At 31.3% G+C, this 21,543-nt stretch carries 21 protein-coding genes; 16 read left to right on the forward strand and 5 right to left on the reverse strand.

All coding sequences use genetic code 11. From position 1 onward, the window contains the following. Positions 1 to 18 precede the first annotated feature (18 nt). The 4 genes from ABD715_RS12120 (at position 19) to ABD715_RS12135 (ending at position 5,938) form a co-directional block, all read left to right on the forward strand. Entirely contained in the window at positions 19 to 534 is a 516-nt protein-coding gene (locus ABD715_RS12120; RefSeq protein WP_344788517.1) for a mechanosensitive ion channel domain-containing protein, read from the forward strand. Positions 535 to 623: 89 nt separating this feature from the next. Further along, the gene (locus tag ABD715_RS12125) at positions 624 to 3,146 is read left to right on the forward strand and encodes a PIG-L family deacetylase (RefSeq protein WP_344788518.1); all 2,523 of its coding nucleotides are present in this window, start codon (positions 624 to 626) and stop codon (positions 3,144 to 3,146) included. Positions 3,147 to 3,258: 112 nt separating this feature from the next. Further along, a complete protein-coding gene (locus ABD715_RS12130) occupies positions 3,259 to 4,971 on the forward strand; it encodes a sodium:solute symporter family protein (protein WP_344788519.1) in 1,713 nt (570 codons plus the stop codon). Further along, a complete protein-coding gene (locus tag ABD715_RS12135; RefSeq protein ID WP_344788520.1) occupies positions 4,949 to 5,938 on the forward strand; it encodes a Gfo/Idh/MocA family protein in 990 nt (329 codons plus the stop codon). The genes ABD715_RS12130 and ABD715_RS12135 overlap by 23 nt, the downstream gene beginning before the upstream one ends. Positions 5,939 to 5,994: 56 nt before the next feature. Here ABD715_RS12135 and ABD715_RS12140 read toward each other — a convergent pair whose 3' ends face one another. After that, positions 5,995 to 6,843, reverse strand: a complete 849-nt coding sequence (locus ABD715_RS12140) for a DUF2911 domain-containing protein (RefSeq protein ID WP_344788521.1) — start codon at positions 6,841 to 6,843, stop codon at positions 5,995 to 5,997. Positions 6,844 to 7,115: 272 nt separating this feature from the next. Here ABD715_RS12140 and ABD715_RS12145 point away from each other — a divergent pair, with 272 nt between their 5' ends. The 9 genes from ABD715_RS12145 (at position 7,116) to ABD715_RS12185 (ending at position 14,201) form a co-directional block, all read left to right on the forward strand. Further along, entirely contained in the window at positions 7,116 to 7,772 is a 657-nt protein-coding gene (locus ABD715_RS12145; RefSeq protein ID WP_344788522.1) for a TetR family transcriptional regulator C-terminal domain-containing protein, read from the forward strand. A gap of 11 nt (positions 7,773 to 7,783) precedes the next feature. Next, on the forward strand, positions 7,784 to 9,094 hold the full coding sequence (locus tag ABD715_RS12150; RefSeq protein WP_344788523.1) for an ABC1 kinase family protein: 1,311 nt from the start codon (positions 7,784 to 7,786) through the stop codon (positions 9,092 to 9,094). 23 nt (positions 9,095 to 9,117) lie between these two features. Next, positions 9,118 to 10,542 (forward strand): SDR family oxidoreductase, encoded by a 1,425-nt coding sequence (locus ABD715_RS12155; protein ID WP_344788524.1) that lies wholly within the window; start codon positions 9,118 to 9,120, stop codon positions 10,540 to 10,542. 102 nt (positions 10,543 to 10,644) lie between these two features. After that, on the forward strand, positions 10,645 to 10,869 hold the full coding sequence (locus tag ABD715_RS12160; RefSeq protein WP_344788525.1) for a hypothetical protein: 225 nt from the start codon (positions 10,645 to 10,647) through the stop codon (positions 10,867 to 10,869). 169 nt (positions 10,870 to 11,038) lie between these two features. Further along, positions 11,039 to 11,254 carry a hypothetical protein gene (locus tag ABD715_RS12165; protein WP_344788526.1) on the forward strand — a complete coding sequence of 72 codons (216 nt, stop codon included), beginning with the start codon at positions 11,039 to 11,041 and terminating at the stop codon, positions 11,252 to 11,254. A 23-nt stretch (positions 11,255 to 11,277) separates the two neighbouring features. Further along, on the forward strand, positions 11,278 to 11,961 hold the full coding sequence (locus tag ABD715_RS12170) for an SDR family NAD(P)-dependent oxidoreductase (RefSeq protein WP_344788527.1): 684 nt from the start codon (positions 11,278 to 11,280) through the stop codon (positions 11,959 to 11,961). A 6-nt stretch (positions 11,962 to 11,967) separates the two neighbouring features. Beyond that, on the forward strand, positions 11,968 to 12,429 hold the full coding sequence (locus tag ABD715_RS12175; RefSeq protein ID WP_344788528.1) for a TspO/MBR family protein: 462 nt from the start codon (positions 11,968 to 11,970) through the stop codon (positions 12,427 to 12,429). A 4-nt stretch (positions 12,430 to 12,433) separates the two neighbouring features. Next, a complete protein-coding gene (locus tag ABD715_RS12180) occupies positions 12,434 to 12,895 on the forward strand; it encodes an SRPBCC family protein (protein ID WP_344788529.1) in 462 nt (153 codons plus the stop codon). A gap of 1 nt (position 12,896) precedes the next feature. Beyond that, positions 12,897 to 14,201: a cryptochrome/photolyase family protein gene (locus tag ABD715_RS12185; protein WP_344788532.1), complete on the forward strand. Its 1,305-nt coding sequence runs from the start codon at positions 12,897 to 12,899 to the stop codon at positions 14,199 to 14,201. Here ABD715_RS12185 and ABD715_RS12190 read toward each other — a convergent pair. The 4 genes from ABD715_RS12190 to ABD715_RS12205 all read right to left on the reverse strand — a co-directional run bounded on the left by ABD715_RS12190 (position 14,198) and on the right by ABD715_RS12205 (position 17,707). Beyond that, positions 14,198 to 15,322, reverse strand: coding sequence for an aldose epimerase family protein (locus tag ABD715_RS12190; protein ID WP_344788533.1), 1,125 nt, complete (start codon positions 15,320 to 15,322; stop codon positions 14,198 to 14,200). The genes ABD715_RS12185 and ABD715_RS12190 overlap by 4 nt on opposite strands. Positions 15,323 to 15,382: 60 nt before the next feature. Next, complete coding sequence (gene murA, locus ABD715_RS12195; protein WP_344788534.1) at positions 15,383 to 16,690, reverse strand: UDP-N-acetylglucosamine 1-carboxyvinyltransferase; 1,308 nt, start codon at positions 16,688 to 16,690, stop codon at positions 15,383 to 15,385. Between the two features lie 6 nt (positions 16,691 to 16,696). Continuing rightward, complete coding sequence (locus ABD715_RS12200; protein WP_344788535.1) at positions 16,697 to 17,347, reverse strand: DUF4290 domain-containing protein; 651 nt, start codon at positions 17,345 to 17,347, stop codon at positions 16,697 to 16,699. A gap of 66 nt (positions 17,348 to 17,413) precedes the next feature. Beyond that, positions 17,414 to 17,707, reverse strand: coding sequence for a DUF493 family protein (locus tag ABD715_RS12205; RefSeq protein ID WP_344788536.1), 294 nt, complete (start codon positions 17,705 to 17,707; stop codon positions 17,414 to 17,416). 136 nt (positions 17,708 to 17,843) lie between these two features. Between ABD715_RS12205 and ABD715_RS12210 the strand changes: the two genes are divergently transcribed. From ABD715_RS12210 to fmt, 3 genes are all read left to right on the forward strand, one after another. Continuing rightward, positions 17,844 to 18,383, forward strand: coding sequence for an AAA family ATPase (locus ABD715_RS12210; protein WP_344788537.1), 540 nt, complete (start codon positions 17,844 to 17,846; stop codon positions 18,381 to 18,383). 1 nt (position 18,384) lies between these two features. Next, positions 18,385 to 20,289, forward strand: a complete 1,905-nt coding sequence (locus tag ABD715_RS12215) for a RecQ family ATP-dependent DNA helicase (protein WP_344788538.1) — start codon at positions 18,385 to 18,387, stop codon at positions 20,287 to 20,289. A 157-nt stretch (positions 20,290 to 20,446) separates the two neighbouring features. Beyond that, the gene (fmt, locus tag ABD715_RS12220) at positions 20,447 to 21,394 is read left to right on the forward strand and encodes a methionyl-tRNA formyltransferase (RefSeq protein WP_344788539.1); all 948 of its coding nucleotides are present in this window, start codon (positions 20,447 to 20,449) and stop codon (positions 21,392 to 21,394) included. The last annotated feature ends 149 nt before the right edge of the window (positions 21,395 to 21,543 follow it).

Here is a 21,543-nt window from a genome sequence, read left to right on the forward strand (position 1 = left end):
AACATTAATTTATATTTTATGTTTTTTCAAACTTATGTAGAAGAACTTATAGCATCAGCTTTTGTAATAAGCATAATGCTAATAATTAGAATGATAGCGCATTTAACTATAAAAAAAATAGGCCAAAACAGCGGTGTTAACACAGTTCGTATTAGGTTAATTTGCAGATATGTAACTGTAACACTTACACTTATTACATTACTTATTGAAGCTTTTATTTTTGGAGCAGAATTTAAGGAATTAGCAGTTGTTTTCTCTTCTATTTTTGCTGTTATTGGCATAGCTTTATTTGCTATTTGGTCTATATTAAGCAATGTAACTTCTGGTATAATTTTATTCTTTTCTTTTCCTTATAAAGCAGGTGATAAAATATTAATACACGATAAAGATTTCCCCTTAAAAGGTATTATTGAAGACATTAGAGCTTTTCAGTTGCATTTACGTTTAGACAATGGAGATCTAGTTACCTATCCCAATAACCTCATACTTCAAAAAGCGGTTACCTTAGTTCAAAAAGATGCTTTCGATGTATAAGTATTAAGCATACGTTAAAGAAAGATTAAAACGGGTTTATAAGCCTGTTTTCTTTTATATATTTGGTTTTTATCAAACCAAAATAACTTATGCAACATCGATTTTTTGTAGGGCTTTTATCTTTATTTTTATACACTTCGTTACAAGCGCAAAAACCTAAAACACCTTCATCCTCAAAAATATACGAGTCGGTTCAAAAACTTAATTTTTTAGGCTCTGTATTATATTTAGCAGCACATCCAGACGACGAAAATACACGATTAATATCTTACATGGCTAACCAAGTAAAAGCCAGAACTGCTTATTTATCGTTAACACGAGGCGATGGTGGTCAAAATTTAATTGGTCCAGAAATAAGAGAACTTTTAGGCGTTATTAGAACACAAGAATTATTAGCTGCGAGACGTGTTGATGGTGGCGAACAAATTTTTACACGAGCAAACGATTTTGGATATTCTAAACACCCAGACGAAACCCTTGATATTTGGAATAAAAACGAAGTTTTAAGCGATGTAGTTTTGGCTATTAGAACTTTTAGACCCGATATTATTATAAACAGGTTTGACCACAGAACACCAGGTACAACGCACGGACACCATACAACTTCTGCCATGCTAGGTGTAGAAGCCTTCGATTTGGCAAACGACAAAAACGCCTACCCAGATCAATTAAAAAAGAATAAAATATGGCAACCACAACGTATATTTTTTAATACAAATTGGTGGTTTTATGGTAGCCAAGAAAACTTTGACAAAGCAGATAAAAGCAATATGACAACCTTAGATATTGGTGTCTATTATCCACTTAAAGGCCTATCGAATAACGAAGTTGCTGCCATGGCTAGTAGCCAACATTTATGCCAAGGTTTTGGACGCCTATCGCAACGTGGTTCGCAAAAAGAATATGTAGAACTATTAAAAGGAAAGCCTTTAGAAAATAAAGAGAATATATTTTCTGGTATAAACACTACTTGGAGTCGTATTGCGGGAGGAAAAGCCATTGGAGATATTTTGTATAAAGTAGAAAACAATTTCGACTTTAAAAATCCTTCAAATCATTTAAATGATTTATTAAAAGCATACAAACTTCTCCAAAATATTAAAGACAACCATTGGAAAACTCAAAAAAGTAAAGAACTCCTTTCTATTATAGAAATGTGTGTTGGTTTATATATAGAAGCTTCTGCCGAAACCAATTGGGCAACGCAAAACGAAACCATTCAACTAGATATCGAAGTTTTAAACAGAAGCAACCAAGACATCCGCTTAGAGAGCATAAATAATACAGAAGGCTTAAATATTTCAAAACAAATTAACCTTAAAGAAAACACTAAATACACATTTAAAGAAAAACTTACAGTAAAGAGTAACCAAAAACCAACAACACCTTATTGGCTTGACGAAAAAGGCACATTAGGTATGTATAAAGCTAATAAAAACTTAATAGGTTTACCAGAAACCCCTCGTATTTTAAATATCCATTTTAATCTATTAATAAACAAAACTCCTATAACTATTACAAAACCAGTTGTACAGCGTTTTTCTAAACCCGATAAAGGCGAATTATATCGTCCTTTCGAAATTATACCTGAAGTATCAGCTAAAATAACAGAGAAAGTAATTATTCTAGAAAATAACAAACAACGCGATGTTACTTTAGTTTTAAAAGCTGGTAGAGACAATTTAGAAGGTTATGCCGAAATATGCTACCCAAACAACTGGAAGGTTTTCCCTGCTAAACAAAAAGTATCCATTAAAAATAAAGGCGAAGAACAAGTACTAGTATTTACCATTGTACCTCCTACTACGCAAAGCGAAGGCTACATAACTCCCATTGTTACTATAGGCGAAAATAAACACTCTAAAGAGCTTATTAAAATAGAATATGACCACATACCTATGCAAACCGTTTTACTACCAAGTGAAACCAAAATTGTGCGTTTAGATATAAAAAAAAGAGGAGAAAACATAGCTTATATTCAAGGAGCAGGTGATGTTGTTCCAGAAAGTTTACAGCAAATAGGATACAATGTAAGAATACTTAAACCAGAAGAAATTAATGCAGAAACACTAAGTATTTTTGATGCAGTTGTTGTTGGTATTAGAGCTTATAACACCATTGAAGATTTAAAATTTAAACAACAACAATTATTTAATTTTGTAGCTGAAGGCGGAAATATGATTGTACAATACAATACCAATCATAGATTAAAAATAGACCAATTAGCCCCTTATAAATTAAAATTATCGAGAGATCGCGTTACAGATGAAAATGCCGAAGTTCGTTTTTTAAATCCGCAACACGAACTTTTAAACTTTCCGAATAAAATAACACAAAACGATTTTAAAGGCTGGACGCAAGAACGCGGTTTGTATTTTCCTAACGAATGGGGCAAAGAGTTTACACCCATATTGTCTATGCACGATAAAAACGAATCTGCTAAAAACGGAAGTTTACTTGTTGCTAAACACGGTAAAGGCTATTACATTTACACCGGACTAAGTTTTTTTAGAGAGTTTCCTGCAGGAGTTTCTGGAGCTTATAGGTTATTTGCCAATATGTTATCCATAGGCAAAGATAAAATAAAAACAGAAGCAACCTTAAAAAACTAAACAGATGAAAACCAACAAGAAGTACAAATGGAACCCTATGTATACGTTAGTATTAATTGCTAATGCTGTTTACATGATTGCTTTTTATTTTATAACAAAAGCCTTTTAAAACATGCAAACTTTACAATGGATAGATTGGACTGTTTTAGCTATTACTCTACTTGCTATTGTAGGCTATGGCACTTGGCAAACAAGAGGCAGTAAAAATGTAAAAGACTACTTAAAAGGAGGTAGCAACTCTAAATGGTGGACTATTGGTGTTTCTGTAATGGCAACTCAAGCTAGTGCCATTACCTTTTTATCTACACCAGGTCAAGCTTTTAACGACGGTATGGGTTTTGTTCAATTTTATTTTGGTTTACCCATTGCCATGGTTGTTATTTGCATGGTATTTATTCCGCTTTACCATAAATTAAAAGTATATACTGCTTACGAGTTTCTAGAAAATCGTTTCGATTTAAAAACAAGAACCTTAACAGCTATTCTATTTTTAATACAACGTGGCCTAGCAGCTGGAATTACCATTTTCGCTCCTGCTATTATATTATCTGTTGTATTGGGCTGGGACTTGCTATTACTAAATATTTTTATAGGTGTATTAGTTATAATTTACACTGTTTCTGGAGGCACACGAGCAGTAAATGTAACGCAAAAACACCAAATGGTTGTTATTTTTATTGGCATGTTAATTGCTTTCTTTTTAATAGTTAGCAAACTCCCTCAAGACATTACGTTTTCCAAAGCATTAAACATTGCTGGGGCTAGTGGCAAAATGGAAATTTTAGATTTCTCTTTCGACTTAAATAACCGTTATACTTTTTGGAGCGGTATAATTGGAGGTACTTTTTTAATGCTATCTTATTTTGGTACAGACCAAAGTCAAGTACAACGCTACTTATCGGGTAAATCTATTAAAGAAATGCAATTAGGTTTAATTTTTAATGGCTTATTAAAAATACCCATGCAATTTTTTATTTTATTTATTGGCGTCATGGTTTTCGTGTTTTATCAATTTAATGAAGCGCCTGTTAATTTTAACCCTACAGCAACCCAAGTTGTATTAAATTCTAAATATGCAGATCAATATAAAACGCTTCAAGACGAACAAAAAGCGATATTTAACGACAAGCAAGCTTTAATAAAATCTTTTATAAAATCGAGCACACCCGAAGCTTCAAAATATATTGCTTTGGCAAATGAAGCTAACGACGACCTTAGAGACGAAGCTAAAAAATTGATTAAAAAAGCTGCTGACGAGAATAATATAAAAGTAGAAAGTAATGATAAAGACTATGTTTTTATTCACTTTATATTAAACAATTTACCACGAGGATTAATAGGCCTTTTATTAGCAGTAATTTTAAGCGCAGCAATGTCTAGCACTGCAAGCGAATTAAACGCACTAGGATCTACCACAACTATAGATTTGTACAAAAGAAACACTAGCAAAAAAACTGAAGAGTCTATGGTAAAAGCTTCAAAATGGTTCACTTTTGCTTGGGGTATAATTGCTATTTGTGTTGCTTGTATTGCAAATTTAGCCGAAAACCTAATACAACTTGTTAATATTATTGGATCTATATTTTATGGTAATGTATTAGGTATATTTCTACTTGCATTCTTTTTTAAACATGTAAAAGGTAATGCTGTTTTTATTGGCGCATTAATTACACAAGTTATTGTTATAGCTCTATTTCTTTTAAACCAATACGAATGGATTAACCTGCCTTTTTTGTGGTTAAATTTTGTTGGCTGTGCCATTGTAATATCTATAGCCTTAATTCTTCAAACGTTATTTAAAAATGATAAAACAATCGCGGCCTAAAACCATAAATTGGGGCATAATTGGCCTTGGAAATATTGCTCATAAATTTGCTTCAGATTTATTAACCATAAACGGAGCTAACCTTTATGCAGTAGCATCAAGATCGCAAACAAAATCTAATGATTTTGGCTCAAAATACAAAGCAAATAAAGCATACAATAGTTACGAAGCTTTAGCGAAAGACCCAAATATAGATGCAGTTTATATTGCAACGCCACATGCTCTACACAAAGCAAACACTTTATTATGTCTGGAACATGGTATAGCTGTTTTATGCGAAAAACCATTTGCAATGCACACTGGAGAAGTTGATGAAATGATTAACAAAGCCAAAGAAAAAAACGTTTTATTAATGGAAGCGCTTTGGACATATTTTTTGCCTCATTATCAATTTGTATTATCAAAATTAAAAGATAAAACTTATGGTGAAATTTTAAAACTAGAAGCCGATTTTGGTTTTTACAGAGCGTTTGACGATTCGTCTAGATTGTTTAATAAATCGCTTGGCGGTGGTAGTCTTTTAGATATTGGCATATACCCTATTTTTACAGCTTTGTCTACTTTGAACAATCCAGAAACAATAGAAGCAAATGCAACCATTTTTGATAACGGAGCAGATTCGTCTTGCCAAATGCATTTTAAATACAAAAATGGAGCTGTTGCTCATTTAAAAAGCACATTACTAGAAGACACGCCTACCGAAGCTATTTTTTATTGTGAAAGAGGGACAATAAAAATAAACACCCGTTTTCATGCACCATCTACAGTAACTATTTTTGCTGATAAAAAGGAAGAAAACTTTAAATTTCCAAACCAAGTAAACGGTTACAAATACGAAGCCATTCATTTTAATAACCTCATACGAGAAGGAAAAACTGAAAGCGATATAATGACTTTTAATTTTAGTAAACAACTAATTAAAACTCTAGACAACGTAAGAAAGCTAATTAAGCTAGAATATAATTAAAACAAAAAACGCAACCTAAAAGGTTGCGTTTTTACTTTAAAAGCAGAAGCTAAATATTATTTAACGCCCCACTCTTTTAAAGAATCTTTATTCATTTTTACGTAATCATCATTTCCTGCTTTAATAGCTTTCTCTAACGATTTTTTAGCAGCTGCAATAGCACCTTTTTTGTCTCCTGCTTTAGCATAAATTAAAGACTGTTGTCTTAATTGCCAAAATGGAGCCTTATCTCCAGACATGTTAATAGCTTTATCTATCCATATTTTAGCTTGATTAATATCTTTATCTGCTTGTAAATAATACATAGCAGAAGCAAAATAATCGTTAGCATCTGCACCGTTCATTACCTTTTCTATACTAGCAACAACCATTTTGTCTGTTGGCACAGTAAAATCTAAACCAACCCAAGTTTTTTCCCAAATAAACTCTAATCTTGCTCCATCATTAGAAATATTATTAATATCTATTGTAAAAGATTCTACATCAAAAGGAACCGTATGCGCATCAACCGTGGCCTTAGCTGCAACATATTTAGCATCGAATTCTTTAGGTGTTCCAGAAGTTTTTCCTTCATTATAAAAAACAACATCCCAAGTTTTTGCATTAGGAACTGTAAAAATAGAATAAGAACCAGCCTCTAAAGTCTGCCCGCTAACCACAACATCTGTGCTAAACGTAATTTTAGTTCTTGCGTTTGCTCCTGTTCTCCATATTTTACCATAAGGTACCAAATTACCAAAAACAGTTCTACCTTTTACACCCGGTCTAGAATACTCTAAAGTAATATCTGTTAATCCTACTTTTTGTTCCAATTTAGAAAACGGACTTGGAGCAGGAGTTTTTACTTGTGCATTTACCGATAAACACAGGGTAAATACCATTAAAATTGACACTAATTTTTTCATCTTTTTTATATAATTTTTAGTTAATTATTTAGAAGCTAAATTTAAACAATCCTAAACCCATTATTGTTAACAAAAGCTTAAATAAAGCTTTAAAGCTACTGAGCAAAAGAGTTTTTCTAATTATAGTAGTAAACACCATAATATCCTTATAAACAAAACAATAAGCTTTTATCGAGTATAACATATAGAGAGAATGAATACAAATCAATTTTGTTTAACTATTTTAAATATTAATTAAACAAAATTTACTACCTTTACATAAAATAAAGATTATGACTCAGGAAAGCACTATTACCAAAATCGAAATAATAACATTATATATGGACTATGTTTTAGCAAATAGCGAGAACCCAAAAAGTGTCTACACCTTTGCTAAAACAAATAATTTTGAAGAAACCGATTTTTATAAATTCTTTGCTTCTTTTAAAGCTATAGAAAAAAACATATTTGCTGTTTTTTTTGAAAACACTATAGCTGTATTAAATAAAAGCGAAACCTATATTAATTACGACTCAAGAAATAAACTATTAAGTTTTTACTTTACATTTTTTGAAAACCTCACTGCAAACAGAAGTTATGTTGTTTACGCCCTTAATCGCAATAAAAATAAACTAAAATCGCTTCAATCGTTATCTAGCCTAAAACATCATTTTACAAAATACATAGAACACTTAAATATTGAAATTATAGATTTTAAGGAAGATAAAATAGAAAAGTTTCAAAAAAAGGCATTGACAGAATCGGCTTGGCTACAGTTAGTTTTAACCATAAAATTTTGGATTGAAGACACATCGGCTTCTTTTGAAAAAACGGATGTTTTTATAGAAAAATCTGTTAACACATCTTTTAACGTTATAGAAACTGCACCTATTAAAAGCGTTATTGATTTGGGCAAATTTCTCTTTAAAGAAAAATTTAAAATTAACTAATACAAAGTATTATGAAAACCATAGACAGTATACCTACATCCAAAATACAACGTGCAACTAAACTAGTAGCTACCGGTGCTAAAGTTGGAGTAAATTATATTAAATATTACGGAGATAAAATTGTAAACTCAGAAAACGAGGCAAAACAGCGATTAAACAAAAATAACGCTACAGACATATACGATGGGTTAAAACAACTTAAAGGTAGTGCTTTAAAGGTTGCACAAATGCTTAGCATGGAAAAAAGCATTTTGCCACAGGCTTATGTAGAAAAATTTTCGTTATCACAATTTTCTGTTCCTCCACTGTCTCCGCCTCTAGTGCTAAAAACATTTAAAAAATATTTTGGAAAATATCCAAACGACATATATGATACTTTTAATGCAACTTCTGTAAACGCTGCTAGTATAGGCCAAGTACATATAGCAGAAAAAGATGGAAATAAACTTGCTGTGAAAATTCAATATCCAGGAGTTGCAGAAAGTATTGCTTCAGATTTAGCCATGGTTAAACCTATAGCCATGAGTATGTTTAATATTAAAGGTAAAGACTCTGATAAATATTTTAAAGAAGTTGAAAACAAACTTATAGAAGAAACCAATTATATTTTAGAAATAAAACAAAGCAAAGAAATGGCAACAGCATGCTCGCATGTTTCTAATTTAATTTTTCCTAAATATTACGAGCAATGGTCTTCAGAACGTATTATAACCATGGATTATATGGAAGGAGAACACCTTTCTGAGTTTACTAGCCATAACACTAATCAAAAAACAGCAAATAAACTAGGACAAGCTTTATGGGACTTTTATATGTTTCAAATTCATCAACTAAAAAAAGTACATGCAGATCCGCATCCAGGCAACTTTTTAGTATCTAAAAACAATAATTTGATAGCTCTCGATTTTGGTTGTATAAAATCTATTCCTAATGCATTTTACATCCCTTATTTTGAGTTAGCTAAATCAGAGAACATTAACAATAAATCTTATTTTGTTTCAAAATTATATGAATTAGAAATTTTGAAGCAAGAAGATAGTGAAGAAGAACTTAGTTTCTTCACCAACATGTTTCACGAAATGTTAAGTCTTTTTACTTTACCGTTTCAACAAGATAATTTTGATTTTTCTGATAAAGATTTCTTCGGTAAAATTGCAGAATTAGGAGAACGCTATTCTAAAAGTACCGACTTAAAAAAGATGAATGGAAACCGTGGCTCTAAACACTTTATCTATATAAACAGAACCTTTTTTGGATTGTATAATTTAATGTTTGATTTAAAAGCTCAAAATATTAAAATAAATAACTACAAAAATTTATAATACAATAATCTAATCTTTAACTCATGAATATTCTTGTAACAGGAGCCACTGGATATATAGGCAAACGCCTAATACCTATTCTTTTAAAAGAAGGACATAAAGTATATTGTGTTGTTAGAGATAAGCTTCGCGCAGACAAAAGTTACAACGAAGAAAAAAACATTTTTATTATTGAAGCCGATTTTTTAAAACCAGAAACATTAAAAAACATTCCTAAAAATATTGATGTTGCCTATTACTTAATTCATTCTATGTCCAATAATTCTAAAAATTTTGAATTATTAGAAGCGCGCTGTGCTACCTTTTTTAAAAATTACATAGAAAACACAAATACAAAACAAGTTATTTACCTAAGTGGTATTACAAACCAACTAGAACTTTCTAAACATTTAAGTTCTAGAAAACAAGTAGAAACCATTCTATGGTCTAGAAAATATAGTCTTACTGTTTTTAGAGCAGGTATAATTGTTGGTTCTGGCAGCTCTTCTTTCGAAATAATAAGAGATTTAGTAGAAAAGCTACCGTTTATGATAGCCCCAAAATGGCTTAACACAAAAACACAACCGCTTGCTGTACGAGACGTTTTATCGTTTTTATACAGAGCTGCAGGCAACCGGGCACTATATAATAAATCGTATGATGTTTTTGGCCCAGAAATAATAACATACAAACAAATGCTATTGCAGTTTGCCAAAGTTAGAAAGTTAAAACGTTATATTTTAACCGTACCTATTATGACACCTAAATTATCGTCTTATTGGTTATACTTTGTAACTTCTACATCTTACAAATTAGCAACCTCTTTAGTAGACAGCATGGGTATAGAAATTATAGGCAAGACCAGTAATATAAACAAAATACTAAACGTAACTCCTCTTAGCTATAAAGAAGCAGTAAAACTTGCTTTTAAAAAAATTGAACAAAACAGTATTATTTCTAGCTGGAAAGACTCTATGGTAAGTAGCGGGAGATTAGATAGCAATTTGCACAAATACATAAACGTGCCCACGTACGGATGCTATAAAGATTTTAAACAAAAAAAAGTAATTAACACAAGTAAAACCTTAGATAAAATTTGGGCTATTGGGGGTGAAAATGGCTGGTATTACGGTACATTACTATGGCGAATTAGAGGTTACATAGATAAATTATTTGGTGGTATTGGTTTAAGACGAGGCAGAACTAACCCTACCGAAATTGATGCTGGTGATGTACTTGATTTTTGGAGAGTAATATTTGCTGATAAAAAAAAGCAAAAATTGTTACTCTATGCAGAAATGAGACTTCCTGGTGAAGCTTGGCTTGAGTTTAAAATAGAAAACAACATACTTAAACAAACCGCCACCTTTAGACCAAGAGGATTGTGGGGGCGCCTATATTGGTTTAGCGTTCTCCCTTTTCATGGACTTATTTTTAACGGTATGATAAATAAATTATCTAATGCTTAATTTATTTAAAAGCGAATAGATTTAGTAAAGATTTTGGGATGTAAAAATGTAAACTTAGCTATAAATAACGACTATTAACACAATAATTTTAAAACATATATTATGAATTTAATAGATAAAGCACTTGAATTTGAACAAAGAAAAATGAGATCATTATCTACTAGCGATCGTGTTAAACTATCTAGAGAAGCCAAAGCTCTAATATTAGATTTAAACGAAATTTATAAGGTAGAAAAAGACAAAAACATAATGGATATTATGAAACGTTTAACTGTAAAAAAACAAAAAATTGACAAAAGATTAAAAGGAGCTCCATTAACTGCTTAGTTGCACATATAAGGATTTATTAAGTAGAAAAAAAGCTTATTTACTAAAATTTACATAATTATTCTCTATATAAACTAAAAATCTCATATATTTTATTATATTGCCCGATTGTGTATATAATATACTTATATCGCAAACTCAATAAGAAAAGATTAAAGTTTAAAAAAGTATGGAGATTATAGATAGAGCATTAGCTTTCGAACAACGCAAACACACATTTAAAACTACAAGTGAGCGTATCGAATCCTCTAGAGAAGTGAAAGATTTAATATTAAGCCTAAATACCATTTATAAGGAAAACAAAGATCCTAAAATAATGGATATAATGAAACGATTAACTGTTATTAAACAGAAAATAGAAAAAAGGCTAAAGGGCAGGCCATAACAAAATATATGCCCTGAAACCATATGAAAACAACAATTATTATAGGTGGAAGTAAGGGCATTGGAAAAGCTGTTTTACAAAATTTAATCTTACACTCAAAGGTTATAAACATTAGTAGAACAGCTCCTAACCTCTCTCACAAAAACTTAATTCATTACAGTTGTGATGTTTTAAAAGATCAATTACCAAATATAGAATTAGCAGATAATATTATTTATTGTCTTGGCAGTATAAACTTAAAACCTTTTTCTAGACTAAGCTTAGAAGATTTTAAAGACGATTTCGAAATTAATGTTTTAGGTGCTATAAAAGTAATACAAGCCTATTTGCCTATTCTAAAAAAAGGTGTAAACCCTTCCATTTTATTATTCAGCTCAGTTGCTACAAAACTAGGCATGCCTTTTCATGCGAGTATCTCTGTTGCAAAATCGGGTGTAGAAGGTTTAGTAAAATCTTTAGGTGCAGAACTAGCACCAACAATTCGTATTAACGCTATTGCCCCAACTGTTACAAATACAGAATTAGCATCCAAATTATTACGTAACGACAAGATAACAACTAGTATAAAAGAGCGCCACCCACTAAAAAAGATTCTAGAACCAAAAGAGGTTGCGAATATGGCAGAATTTTTAATCTCAGATAAAGCTTCATCACAATCAGGTCAAATTTTTAATATGGATTGTGGTATTGTTTCCTTTAAAATTTAATTCTAAATGAAATTTTTAAAATACTTAACATTTTTTTTAATTATCAATTTTAGTGCCTTAGGCGTAGGGAGTTGGCTTATGGAAAACGGACCAAGAACATCTTGGTATATAAACCTAAATAAAGCGCCTTGGACACCTCCTGGATGGGTATTTGGCATAGCTTGGTTTAGTATTATGGTTTGCTTTTCCATTTACATGACATATTTGTACAAGGCAACACCAAATACAAAACTCAAAATATTATTTTTACTGCAACTAATTTTTAATATTCTGTGGAATTACCTGTTTTTCAATAAGCATTTTGTTTTTCTTGGGCTTGCCTGCATTATTTTATTAACTGCTATTGTCGGGAAACTTCTTTTCGATTATAAAAACCTATTACAAAGTAAAAGCCTATTAATTTTACCTTATTTTATTTGGCTTTGTATTGCAACCTCTCTTAATCTATACATTTATATATTTAATTAAACTTATGAAAATATACCGGTTACATAAAAAACAAAACTTACCCATTTCTATAGACACTGCATGGAATTTTCTATCAAACCCTAAAAATTTAAAAACCATTACTCCAGAATATATGAGTTTTAATATTTTATCTGGTGCAGATAGGCCTATGTTTGCGGGTCAAATTATTCAATACATTGTAACCCCTATTTTAGGAATAAAAACAAAATGGGTAACAGAGATTACACACAGTGTAGATAAACATTATTTTGTAGACGAACAACGTTTTGGTCCATATGCATTGTGGCATCATAAACATTTTATAAAAGAAATTGATGGCGGTGTAGAAATGGAAGATATTATAGATTATAAATTACCTTTTGGCATTTTTGGCCAATTGGCACACCCTATTTTAGTAAAACCTAAGTTAGATGAAATTTTTAGCTACAGAACAACAAAATTAGAGCAACTATTTGGAAGCTATTAAAATGAGAACACCTATAAATATATTTTGGTTTAGACGCGATTTAAGATTAGAAGACAATGCTGCTCTTTACCATGCCTTAGCAGATAAAAATAATGTATTACCAATATTTATTTTTGATTCTGAAATTTTGGCCCATTTAAAAAAAGATGATGCTAGAGTAACATTTATTCATAACTGCTTAACTAACATAAACAAAACTCTTAATAAAAAACACGAGCGTAACATTGCTGTTTATTACGGAAAACCTCTAGTTATCTATCAAAAGTTAATAGAAGATTATAATATAGAAAAAGTATTTACAAACCGAGATTACGAGCCTTATGCAAAACAACGCGACTCGCAAATTAGCGCCCTTCTAGAAAAAAATAACATTAAGTTAGAAACCTATAAAGACCAAGTTATTTTTGAAAAAAATGAAATTTCTAAAAAAGATGGCACTCCTTATTTAGTTTACACGCCATACATGAAAAAATGGAAAGAAACCTTTAGACAACTAAAAATAGAATCGTTTCCTTCAGAAAAATTATTAAATAATCTAATTAAAAATAAAGATCTTCCGTTTTTAAGTTTAAAAGATATTGGCTTTAAATCATCCAATCAAATTATAAAAAACTATAAAGTCTCCTCTACTTTAATTAAAAATTACGAAGACACTCGAAATTTTCCAGAACAAGACAGCACTTCAAAACTAGGTCCGCATTTAAGGTTTGGCTCGGTTAGCGTAAGAGCAATAATTAAAAAAGCAACACAAGAAACTAACGAAGTTTTTTGGCAGGAGCTTATTTGGCGAGAATTTTTTATGCAAATTCTATGGCATTTTCCACAAACTCAAACCAAAAGTTTTAAACCAAAGTACGATAATATTATATGGAGGAATAATGAAAAAGAATTTAATTTATGGTGTGAGGGTAAAACAGGCTACCCTTTAGTAGATGCAGGGATGCGCGAACTAAACACCACTGGTTTTATGCATAATAGAGTGCGCATGCTAGTGGGCAGCTTTCTATGCAAACACTTGCTTATAGATTGGAGATGGGGCGAAGCTTATTTTGCAGAAAAACTTCATGATTATGATGCTGCTAGTAATATTGGTAATTGGCAATGGGTTGCTGGTTGTGGTGTTGACGCTGCCCCATATTTTAGAATATTTAATCCTACTACTCAAATTAAAAAATTTGATAAAGATTTGAATTACATAAAAAAATGGGTACCCAATTTCCAAGAACTCACTTATCCTCTTCCTATGGTAGATCATAAATTTGCAAGAGAACGTTGTTTAAAAACTTATAAAGAAGCTCTATATTAATAATGCTTAACTAAACCAAAATCGTAGATAACTTCTTCTTTATATTTTTCTCCTGGTTTTAATAATGTCGAAGGGAAATTAGAATGATTTGGAGAATTAGGAAAATGTTGAGTTTCTAAGCAAAAACCACTATGTGGCCCATATTTAACACCATATTTACCCACTAACATACTATCTATCGCATTACCCGAATAAAATTGAACTCCTGGTTGTGTTGTATACACATCCATAGTTCTTCCAGATTTAGGTTCTATAACTTCTATTAATTTTTTTAGTTTAGTATCATAGTTATTAAATACATAGTTATAATGATACCCGCCATTATTCAACTTCTTAATATTTTTACCAATACGAGTACTTTTTGTTAAATCCCAATCATGCCCATTTACAGAAGCGATAATACCGGTTGGAACAATGTCTTCATCTATTTCAGTATAATTATCGGCATCAATTTTTATAAGGTGATCGTAAATTTTAGCTTGAGTTCCTGCTAAATTAAAATAACTGTGTTGTGTTAAATTTACATGGGTATTTTTATCTGTAGTCGCTTCAAAAATAACATGAACTGCGTTATTTTTTGTTAATGTATAAGTTACATATACATCTAAATTTCCAGGAAAACCATACGTACCATCTTTAGATAGATAATGAAATTTAATACCTTCTCCCTCTTCATTTTCAATTTTTTCACTATGCCAAACAGCTCTATCGAATTCATTATTACCATGCGAACAATGTTTAGAATTAGATTCTAAATTATAAACAATGCTATCTATTTTAAATTGGCTATTTCTTATTCTATTGGCCACTCGACCTATAGTTGCTCCAAAACATGGGTTTGGCTCTAAATATTGCTTTAAATTATCGAAACCTAAAACCACATCTTCTACTTTTCCAAATTGATCTGGCACTAATAGAGACGTAATAATACCACCATAATTTGTCATTTTTAAAACCATGCCATTGGCATTTGTTAAAGTATATAAATAGATTTGCTTTCCATTTATATGCCCCCATTTTTCTGCTTGAAACGTATTAGATACGGTTGTTTTTTTAGTGTCTTTACAACTAAAAAAAAGACACAAAAAACTTATAGCAAAAACCTTAACAACTTTATGCATGCCTCAAAATTTAAATAATTAGTAAATAAAATGTTGCCTAGAAACTAAAACACTAAATGTTTACAACCTTTCTATATGTGCTCCAATAGCACGTAATCGCTCATCTATATTTTCGTAACCTCTATCAATCTGTTCTATATTCATTATAGTAGATGTTCCTTTTGCCGAAAGTGCAGCTATTAATAAAGAAACACCAGCACGAATATCCGGAGATGTCATAGTTGTTGCTTTTAATGTAGACTTAAAATCGTGACCAATAACTGTAGCCCTATGCGGATCGCAAAGAATAATTTTTGCGCCCATGTCTATTAATTTATCTACAAAGAACAAACGGCTTTCAAACATTTTTTGATGAATTAAAACACTTCCTCTTGCTTGAGTAGCTACCACTAAAATAATACTTAACAAATCTGGAGTAAAGCCTGGCCAAGGCGCATCAGAAATAGTTAAAATAGACCCGTCTATAAAACTTTGAATTTCGTAACCATCTGTATGTGCTGGAATATGAATATCGTCGCCTCGCTTTTCAACAGTAATTCCTAATTTTCTAAACACACTAGGTATAAGTCCTAAATCATTCCAAGAAACATTAGTAATTGTTAATTCACTTTTTGTCATTGCAGCCAAACCAATCCAACTCCCAATTTCTATCATATCTGGTAGCATGGTATGGTCTGTACCTCCTAGAGAATCAACACCATCTATAATTAACATGTTAGAACCTACACCGCTAATTTTTGCTCCCATTCTATTCAACATCTTACAAAGTTGTTGCAAATAAGGTTCGCAAGCTGCATTGTAAATAGTTGTTTGTCCTTGCGCCAAAACAGCAGCCATTACAATATTTGCTGTTCCTGTTACAGAGGCTTCTTCAAGTAACATATAAGTTCCTGTTAACTTATCTGCTTCAACGCCATAAAATTGATCTTCTTTACTGTATCTAAAATTGGCTCCAAGTTTAATTAAGCCTTCGAAGTGAGTGTCTAAACGTCGTCTTCCTATTTTATCGCCTCCAGGTTTAGGTATATAACCTTTACCAAAACGCGCTAATAAAGGACCTACAATCATTATAGAACCGCGTAAACCGCGTCCGTCTACTTTAAAAGCATCAGATTCTAAATATTCTAAATTAACTTTATCTGCTTTAAAAGTATAGGTTCCTTTTGATAGTTTTTCAACCTTTACACCTAACTTTTTTAATAAACTAATTAGTTTATTAACATCAACTATATCTGGAATATTATTAATTGTAACCAATTCTGGAGTTAATAATACTGCACATAAAATTTGTAAAGCTTCATTTTTTGCTCCTTGAGGCTGTATCTTTCCTTTTAATTGGTGGCCTCCTTCAATTTTAAATGTTCCCATATTTGCTTAGTAGCGTTTTCTTTGGCGATTATTAGAATTGTTCTTTTTATGGTGTTGCTTTTTGTTGTTTGAGTTAAACTTATTTTTAGTTCGCATCAAACTAGTAGAATCTCTTAATTCTTCTTTAGAATTTCTTAAATCAATTTTACCATTAGACAACTCGTAAAGATGATTAAATATAACATCGTCTTGCACCGTGTCTTTATTCCAATTTAAAAAGCATTTTTTCATATGGTTTGCAATCGTATATAAAAGTGCTTCTTTCATCTCTCCTTCATCCCATGTATTAGCAACGTCAATCATGGTTTTAATATTGTTACCATAAAAGCGATACTTTGGGAAATTTTGAGGGTACTTTAAAGGTTCTGGGCGCTCGTTTAGCAACTCTTTAGTTGGTTTTTCGAAAGGACAATCTGCATCCAATTCAAAATTAGCCATTATAAAAAGTTGATCCCAGAGTTTATGCTGAAAATCGGGAACGTCTCTTAAGTGCGGTTGCATATTTCCCATTACAGAAATAATTGCTTTCGCTAAGTTATTACGTTCTTCTTTTGTTTCTCTTGTCTTGGCGTGATTAATCATTTTCTGCATATGGCGACCATACTCAGGAATAATTAAATGTTCACGCTCTGTGTTATATTCTAGATTATCTATCAAAATAAATGTGTAGAGTTTAATTTTTGCGCACGTAGTTGTTATGCACTCGCAAAATACAAAAAAAAACTAAAGACTTATCACGCCTTCAATCTTTTCTGCAACTTCCTTATATTTTTCTATTACAGCATCAGGGGTTTTCATTCTAACATTAACAGAAACACTTGTATATTTACCGTTTTTTGATGCATTTATATTAATAACCGCTCCCATGTTATCAAAAATAGCTTCGATTTTTGCTATTTTTTTAGAGTCTGACTTAACAATAAACTTATACAAATATTCTGAAGGCCAAGCGGCAGTTTCTTCTAATTGTACTTTTAATTTTGCGTAAAATTCTTCTGTATTTGGAGGTGTACTCATATGTTTTTTTATTAATTACAAAGATACCATTTCGTAGTTAAAATTCGATTATGCTGTGGCCTATTTGAGATAATTTTAACTAGTAATTGGTTATCATCATTATAATTCCGATTTTTACACCCAAAATCACTTCAACTTGACAGCAAAAAAAATTGTAATTACAGGAGGTCCAGGCACAGGAAAATCTACCATAATTAACGAACTTATAAAACGAGGCTACACTTGTCTTGAAGAAATTTCTAGACAGGTTACGCTAGAGGCTAAAAAACAAGGTATAGATCAACTTTTTTTAACCAACCCCTTGTTGTTTAGTCAACGCCTTTTAGAAGGTAGGCATCAACAATTTAAAGCAGCTAATACGTTTAAAAACGACACTGTTTTTTTTGATAGAGGTGTGCACGATGTCTTGGCTTATATGGATTATATTGGCGACGAATACCCACAATCTTTTATAGACATATGCAACAAATCTAAATACGATTTTTCGTTTATTTTAAAACCTTGGAAAGCTATTTACACAAGTGATAACGAGAGATACGAGAATTTTGATCAGGCTTTAAAAATACACGACAACCTTTTAAAAACATACAAATCTTACAATTACAATTTAGTTGATGTACCTTTTGACACGGTTGAAAATCGTGTAGATTTTATATTAAAAACGCTTAATATGTAATATGGAACATCCCATTAACATATTAGAACGTTATTGGAAATTTACAGAGTTTCGCCCCAATCAAGAAGACATTATTAATGCGGTTCTTAACAACGAAGACACCTTTGCTTTATTACCAACTGGTGGAGGTAAATCGATATGTTTCCAGATACCTGCACTTGCTAGAAAAGGCATTTGCATAGTTGTATCGCCATTAATAGCTTTAATGAAAGACCAGGTACAAGCCTTACAAGATAAAGGTATAAAAGCTATGGCCATTACAAGCGGAATTAGTTATAAAGAACTTGACACTCTTTTAGATAATTGCATATATGGCAATTATAAATTCTTGTATATTTCGCCAGAGCGTTTACAGCAGGAAATTGTACAAGCTCGTATAGAGCAAATGCATGTAAATTTAATAGCGGTAGACGAAGCCCATTGTATTTCGCAATGGGGAAACGATTTTAGACCTGCATACAAAAACATCTCTATTTTAAGACGCCTACATCCAACTATTAATTGTTTAGCACTTACAGCTTCTGCGAGGCCTGAGGCTATAGAAGATATTATTAAAGAACTCGATTTTATAAAACCTAAAATTTTTAAACAATCTTTTTTTAGGCCTAATTTGGCTTACTTAGTTTTACATGAAGACGATAAATATTACAGAGTAGAAACTATATTAAAAAAATATAAAGCCTCTTCTATAATTTATGTTAGAAACAGAAAACTAACACTAGAATTAAGTGCACATTTAAACAATAAAAACATTAGTGCCACTTACTACCATGGCGGACTTTCGAATAGCGAAAAAGACACGAATATGGCTGCATGGATTAACAACCAAAAACAGGTAATGGTTGCTACAAATGCCTTTGGAATGGGTATTGATAAGCCCGATGTTAAAACGGTTATTCATCTTAATTTACCAGAAAGTATAGAGAGCTACTTTCAAGAAGCGGGTCGTGTTGGTCGTAATGGCGAAAAAGCTTTTGCTGTTATTTTAAAAAACAAAAGCGACAAGCAATTGGTAGAAAATCAGTTTTTAAAGGTTTTACCGCCTGTAGATTTTATAAAACAAGTTTACAGAAAACTGTGTAGTTATTTTCAAATTTCTTATGGCGAGGGCGAAGATATTACTAACGATTTCGATTTTAATTCGTTTTGTAAAACCTATAATTTTAATGCTATTTTAAGCTATAATGCACTTTTAGTTTTAGATAGAAACAGTGTAATTAGTTTAACAAAACAATTTAAAAATAAAGTTTCTATTCAATTTATAATTAGCAATAATGCTCTTTTTAATTATTTAAATACACACCCCAATTTAAGTTTAATTGTAAAATGTATTTTACGCCTTTACGGTGGGGTTTTTGATAACGAAACTAAAATAAACACTTTAAATATTGCAAACAAAGCATCTATTAACGAATCTGATTTAATGCATGCTTTAAAAGCGTTAGAAAAAGACGAAATAATTGCTTTAAAGGCTAGTAAAACTGATGCACAGGTTACTTTTATAATGCCTCGAGAAGATGATAAAACTATTAATAGAATTGCTAAAGGGATAGAATTACAAAATGAATTGAAGCAAAGACAAGTTAAAGCCATGCTTAGCTATGTTGAAAACGAATTGGTTTGTAAAAGCGTACAACTACTCTCCTATTTTGGAGAAAAAGATGTTAAACCTTGTGGTATTTGCTCGGTTTGCACTAATATAAACTCGGCTAAAAAACCCCAAGATGTTGGTGCTTTAAAAAATGAATTAATTGAATTGTTGCAAAACGGAGCGTACTCTTCGCGAGAGATAACTACCACACTGGGTTGTACAGATATAGAAATTAAAGCAGTTTTAAAATTACTATTAGAACATAATATTATAAGTGTTACAGAGGCAAATACTTATAAATTAAGTCATTTATAAACATATACCATTATAAAAAAACAATAAACATATTAGGTTTTACCATTACACTAGCAAGATATTGCGTTATGGATAGCAGTGTAAAGCCCGCAGGCACGAGGACTTGAAACGAATAGCCCGACCCGCAGGGAAACGCCAAAATAAAAATTATAAAAAAATGAATGCATTGAGAATTATATTTATGGGAACGCCAGATTTTGCTGTTGCCACTTTAAAAACATTAGTAGACAACCAATATAATATTGTTGGTGTAATTACTGCGCCAGATAAACCTGCTGGTAGAGGGCGTAAATTAAACGAGAGTGCGGTAAAAAAATATGCCAAAGCTGAAGGTTTAAATATTTTACAACCTACTAACTTAAAAAACAACGTTTTTTTAGAAGAATTAAATGCTTTAAATGCCAATTTGCAAATTGTTGTAGCTTTTAGAATGCTACCTAAAGTGGTTTGGCAAATGCCTAAATATGGTACTTTTAACTTACACGCATCTTTACTTCCAAATTATAGAGGAGCTGCACCTATTAATTGGTCTATTATTAATGGTGAAACAAAAACTGGGGTTTCTACTTTTTTTATTGATGAAAAAATTGATACTGGCGAAATGATTTTGCAAGAAGAGATTGATATTGATGAAAAAGAAAATGCAGGAAAATTACATGATGATTTAATGCGCATTGGTAGCCTGCTTGTTTTAAAAACCGTAAAACTTATTGAAACCGGAAAGGCTACTACGACACCTCAAGTAGATATTGACGGTATTAAAACTGCTTATAAACTAAATAGAGATAATTGTAAAATTGATTGGAAAAAACCTATTGAGGATATTTATAATTTAATACGTGGGTTAAGTCCGTACCCTGCTGCATGGTGCACTATTTTAAACGGATCCGATCGCTTGGATGTTAAAATTTATAAAGCCGAGAAAGAAATAGAAAGCCACTCTAAGGCCATTGGAGCGATTATTTCTACAAAAAAATCGCTAAAAGTTTCAGTAAAAGAAGGCTACATAAATATATTAGAAATTAAGTTGCCAGGAAAAAAAGCTATGGATATAAAATCGCTTTTAAACGGGTATCAATTTGAGAGTGATGCGAAAACGCTCTAAACCCTTATTATTACTCATATTCTTAAATAATCGTTAAAACACACCTTCTTTATTAACAAAAGCTTTAAGTTATTAACAATAGTACGTATTTCCCTTGCTATTACTTGCATGGTTGCATAATCCGTATAAATTTGTAGAGGATTTAACAA

The sequence above is a fragment of the Postechiella marina genome, from assembly GCF_039538365.1.
Classification (GTDB): Bacteria; Bacteroidota; Bacteroidia; order Flavobacteriales; family Flavobacteriaceae; genus Postechiella; species Postechiella marina.

Bases quoted from the DNA above. Each gene is read 5' to 3' on its own strand.
- ABD715_RS12120 (WP_344788517.1), top strand. From the start codon at position 19: ATGTTTTTTCAAACTTATGTAGAAGAACTTATAGCATCAGCTTTTGTA.
- ABD715_RS12125 (WP_344788518.1), top strand. From the start codon at position 624: ATGCAACATCGATTTTTTGTAGGGCTTTTATCTTTATTTTTATACACT.
- ABD715_RS12130 (WP_344788519.1), top strand. From the start codon at position 3,259: ATGCAAACTTTACAATGGATAGATTGGACTGTTTTAGCTATTACTCTA.
- ABD715_RS12135 (WP_344788520.1), top strand. From the start codon at position 4,949: ATGATAAAACAATCGCGGCCTAAAACCATAAATTGGGGCATAATTGGC.
- ABD715_RS12140 (WP_344788521.1), bottom strand. From the start codon at position 6,843: ATGAAAAAATTAGTGTCAATTTTAATGGTATTTACCCTGTGTTTATCG.
- ABD715_RS12145 (WP_344788522.1), top strand. From the start codon at position 7,116: ATGACTCAGGAAAGCACTATTACCAAAATCGAAATAATAACATTATAT.
- ABD715_RS12150 (WP_344788523.1), top strand. From the start codon at position 7,784: ATGAAAACCATAGACAGTATACCTACATCCAAAATACAACGTGCAACT.
- ABD715_RS12155 (WP_344788524.1), top strand. From the start codon at position 9,118: ATGAATATTCTTGTAACAGGAGCCACTGGATATATAGGCAAACGCCTA.
- ABD715_RS12160 (WP_344788525.1), top strand. From the start codon at position 10,645: ATGAATTTAATAGATAAAGCACTTGAATTTGAACAAAGAAAAATGAGA.
- ABD715_RS12165 (WP_344788526.1), top strand. From the start codon at position 11,039: ATGGAGATTATAGATAGAGCATTAGCTTTCGAACAACGCAAACACACA.
- ABD715_RS12170 (WP_344788527.1), top strand. From the start codon at position 11,278: ATGAAAACAACAATTATTATAGGTGGAAGTAAGGGCATTGGAAAAGCT.
- ABD715_RS12175 (WP_344788528.1), top strand. From the start codon at position 11,968: ATGAAATTTTTAAAATACTTAACATTTTTTTTAATTATCAATTTTAGT.
- ABD715_RS12180 (WP_344788529.1), top strand. From the start codon at position 12,434: ATGAAAATATACCGGTTACATAAAAAACAAAACTTACCCATTTCTATA.
- ABD715_RS12185 (WP_344788532.1), top strand. From the start codon at position 12,897: ATGAGAACACCTATAAATATATTTTGGTTTAGACGCGATTTAAGATTA.
- ABD715_RS12190 (WP_344788533.1), bottom strand. From the start codon at position 15,322: ATGCATAAAGTTGTTAAGGTTTTTGCTATAAGTTTTTTGTGTCTTTTT.
- murA (WP_344788534.1), bottom strand. From the start codon at position 16,690: ATGGGAACATTTAAAATTGAAGGAGGCCACCAATTAAAAGGAAAGATA.
- ABD715_RS12205 (WP_344788536.1), bottom strand. From the start codon at position 17,707: ATGAGTACACCTCCAAATACAGAAGAATTTTACGCAAAATTAAAAGTA.
- ABD715_RS12215 (WP_344788538.1), top strand. From the start codon at position 18,385: ATGGAACATCCCATTAACATATTAGAACGTTATTGGAAATTTACAGAG.
- fmt (WP_344788539.1), top strand. From the start codon at position 20,447: ATGAATGCATTGAGAATTATATTTATGGGAACGCCAGATTTTGCTGTT.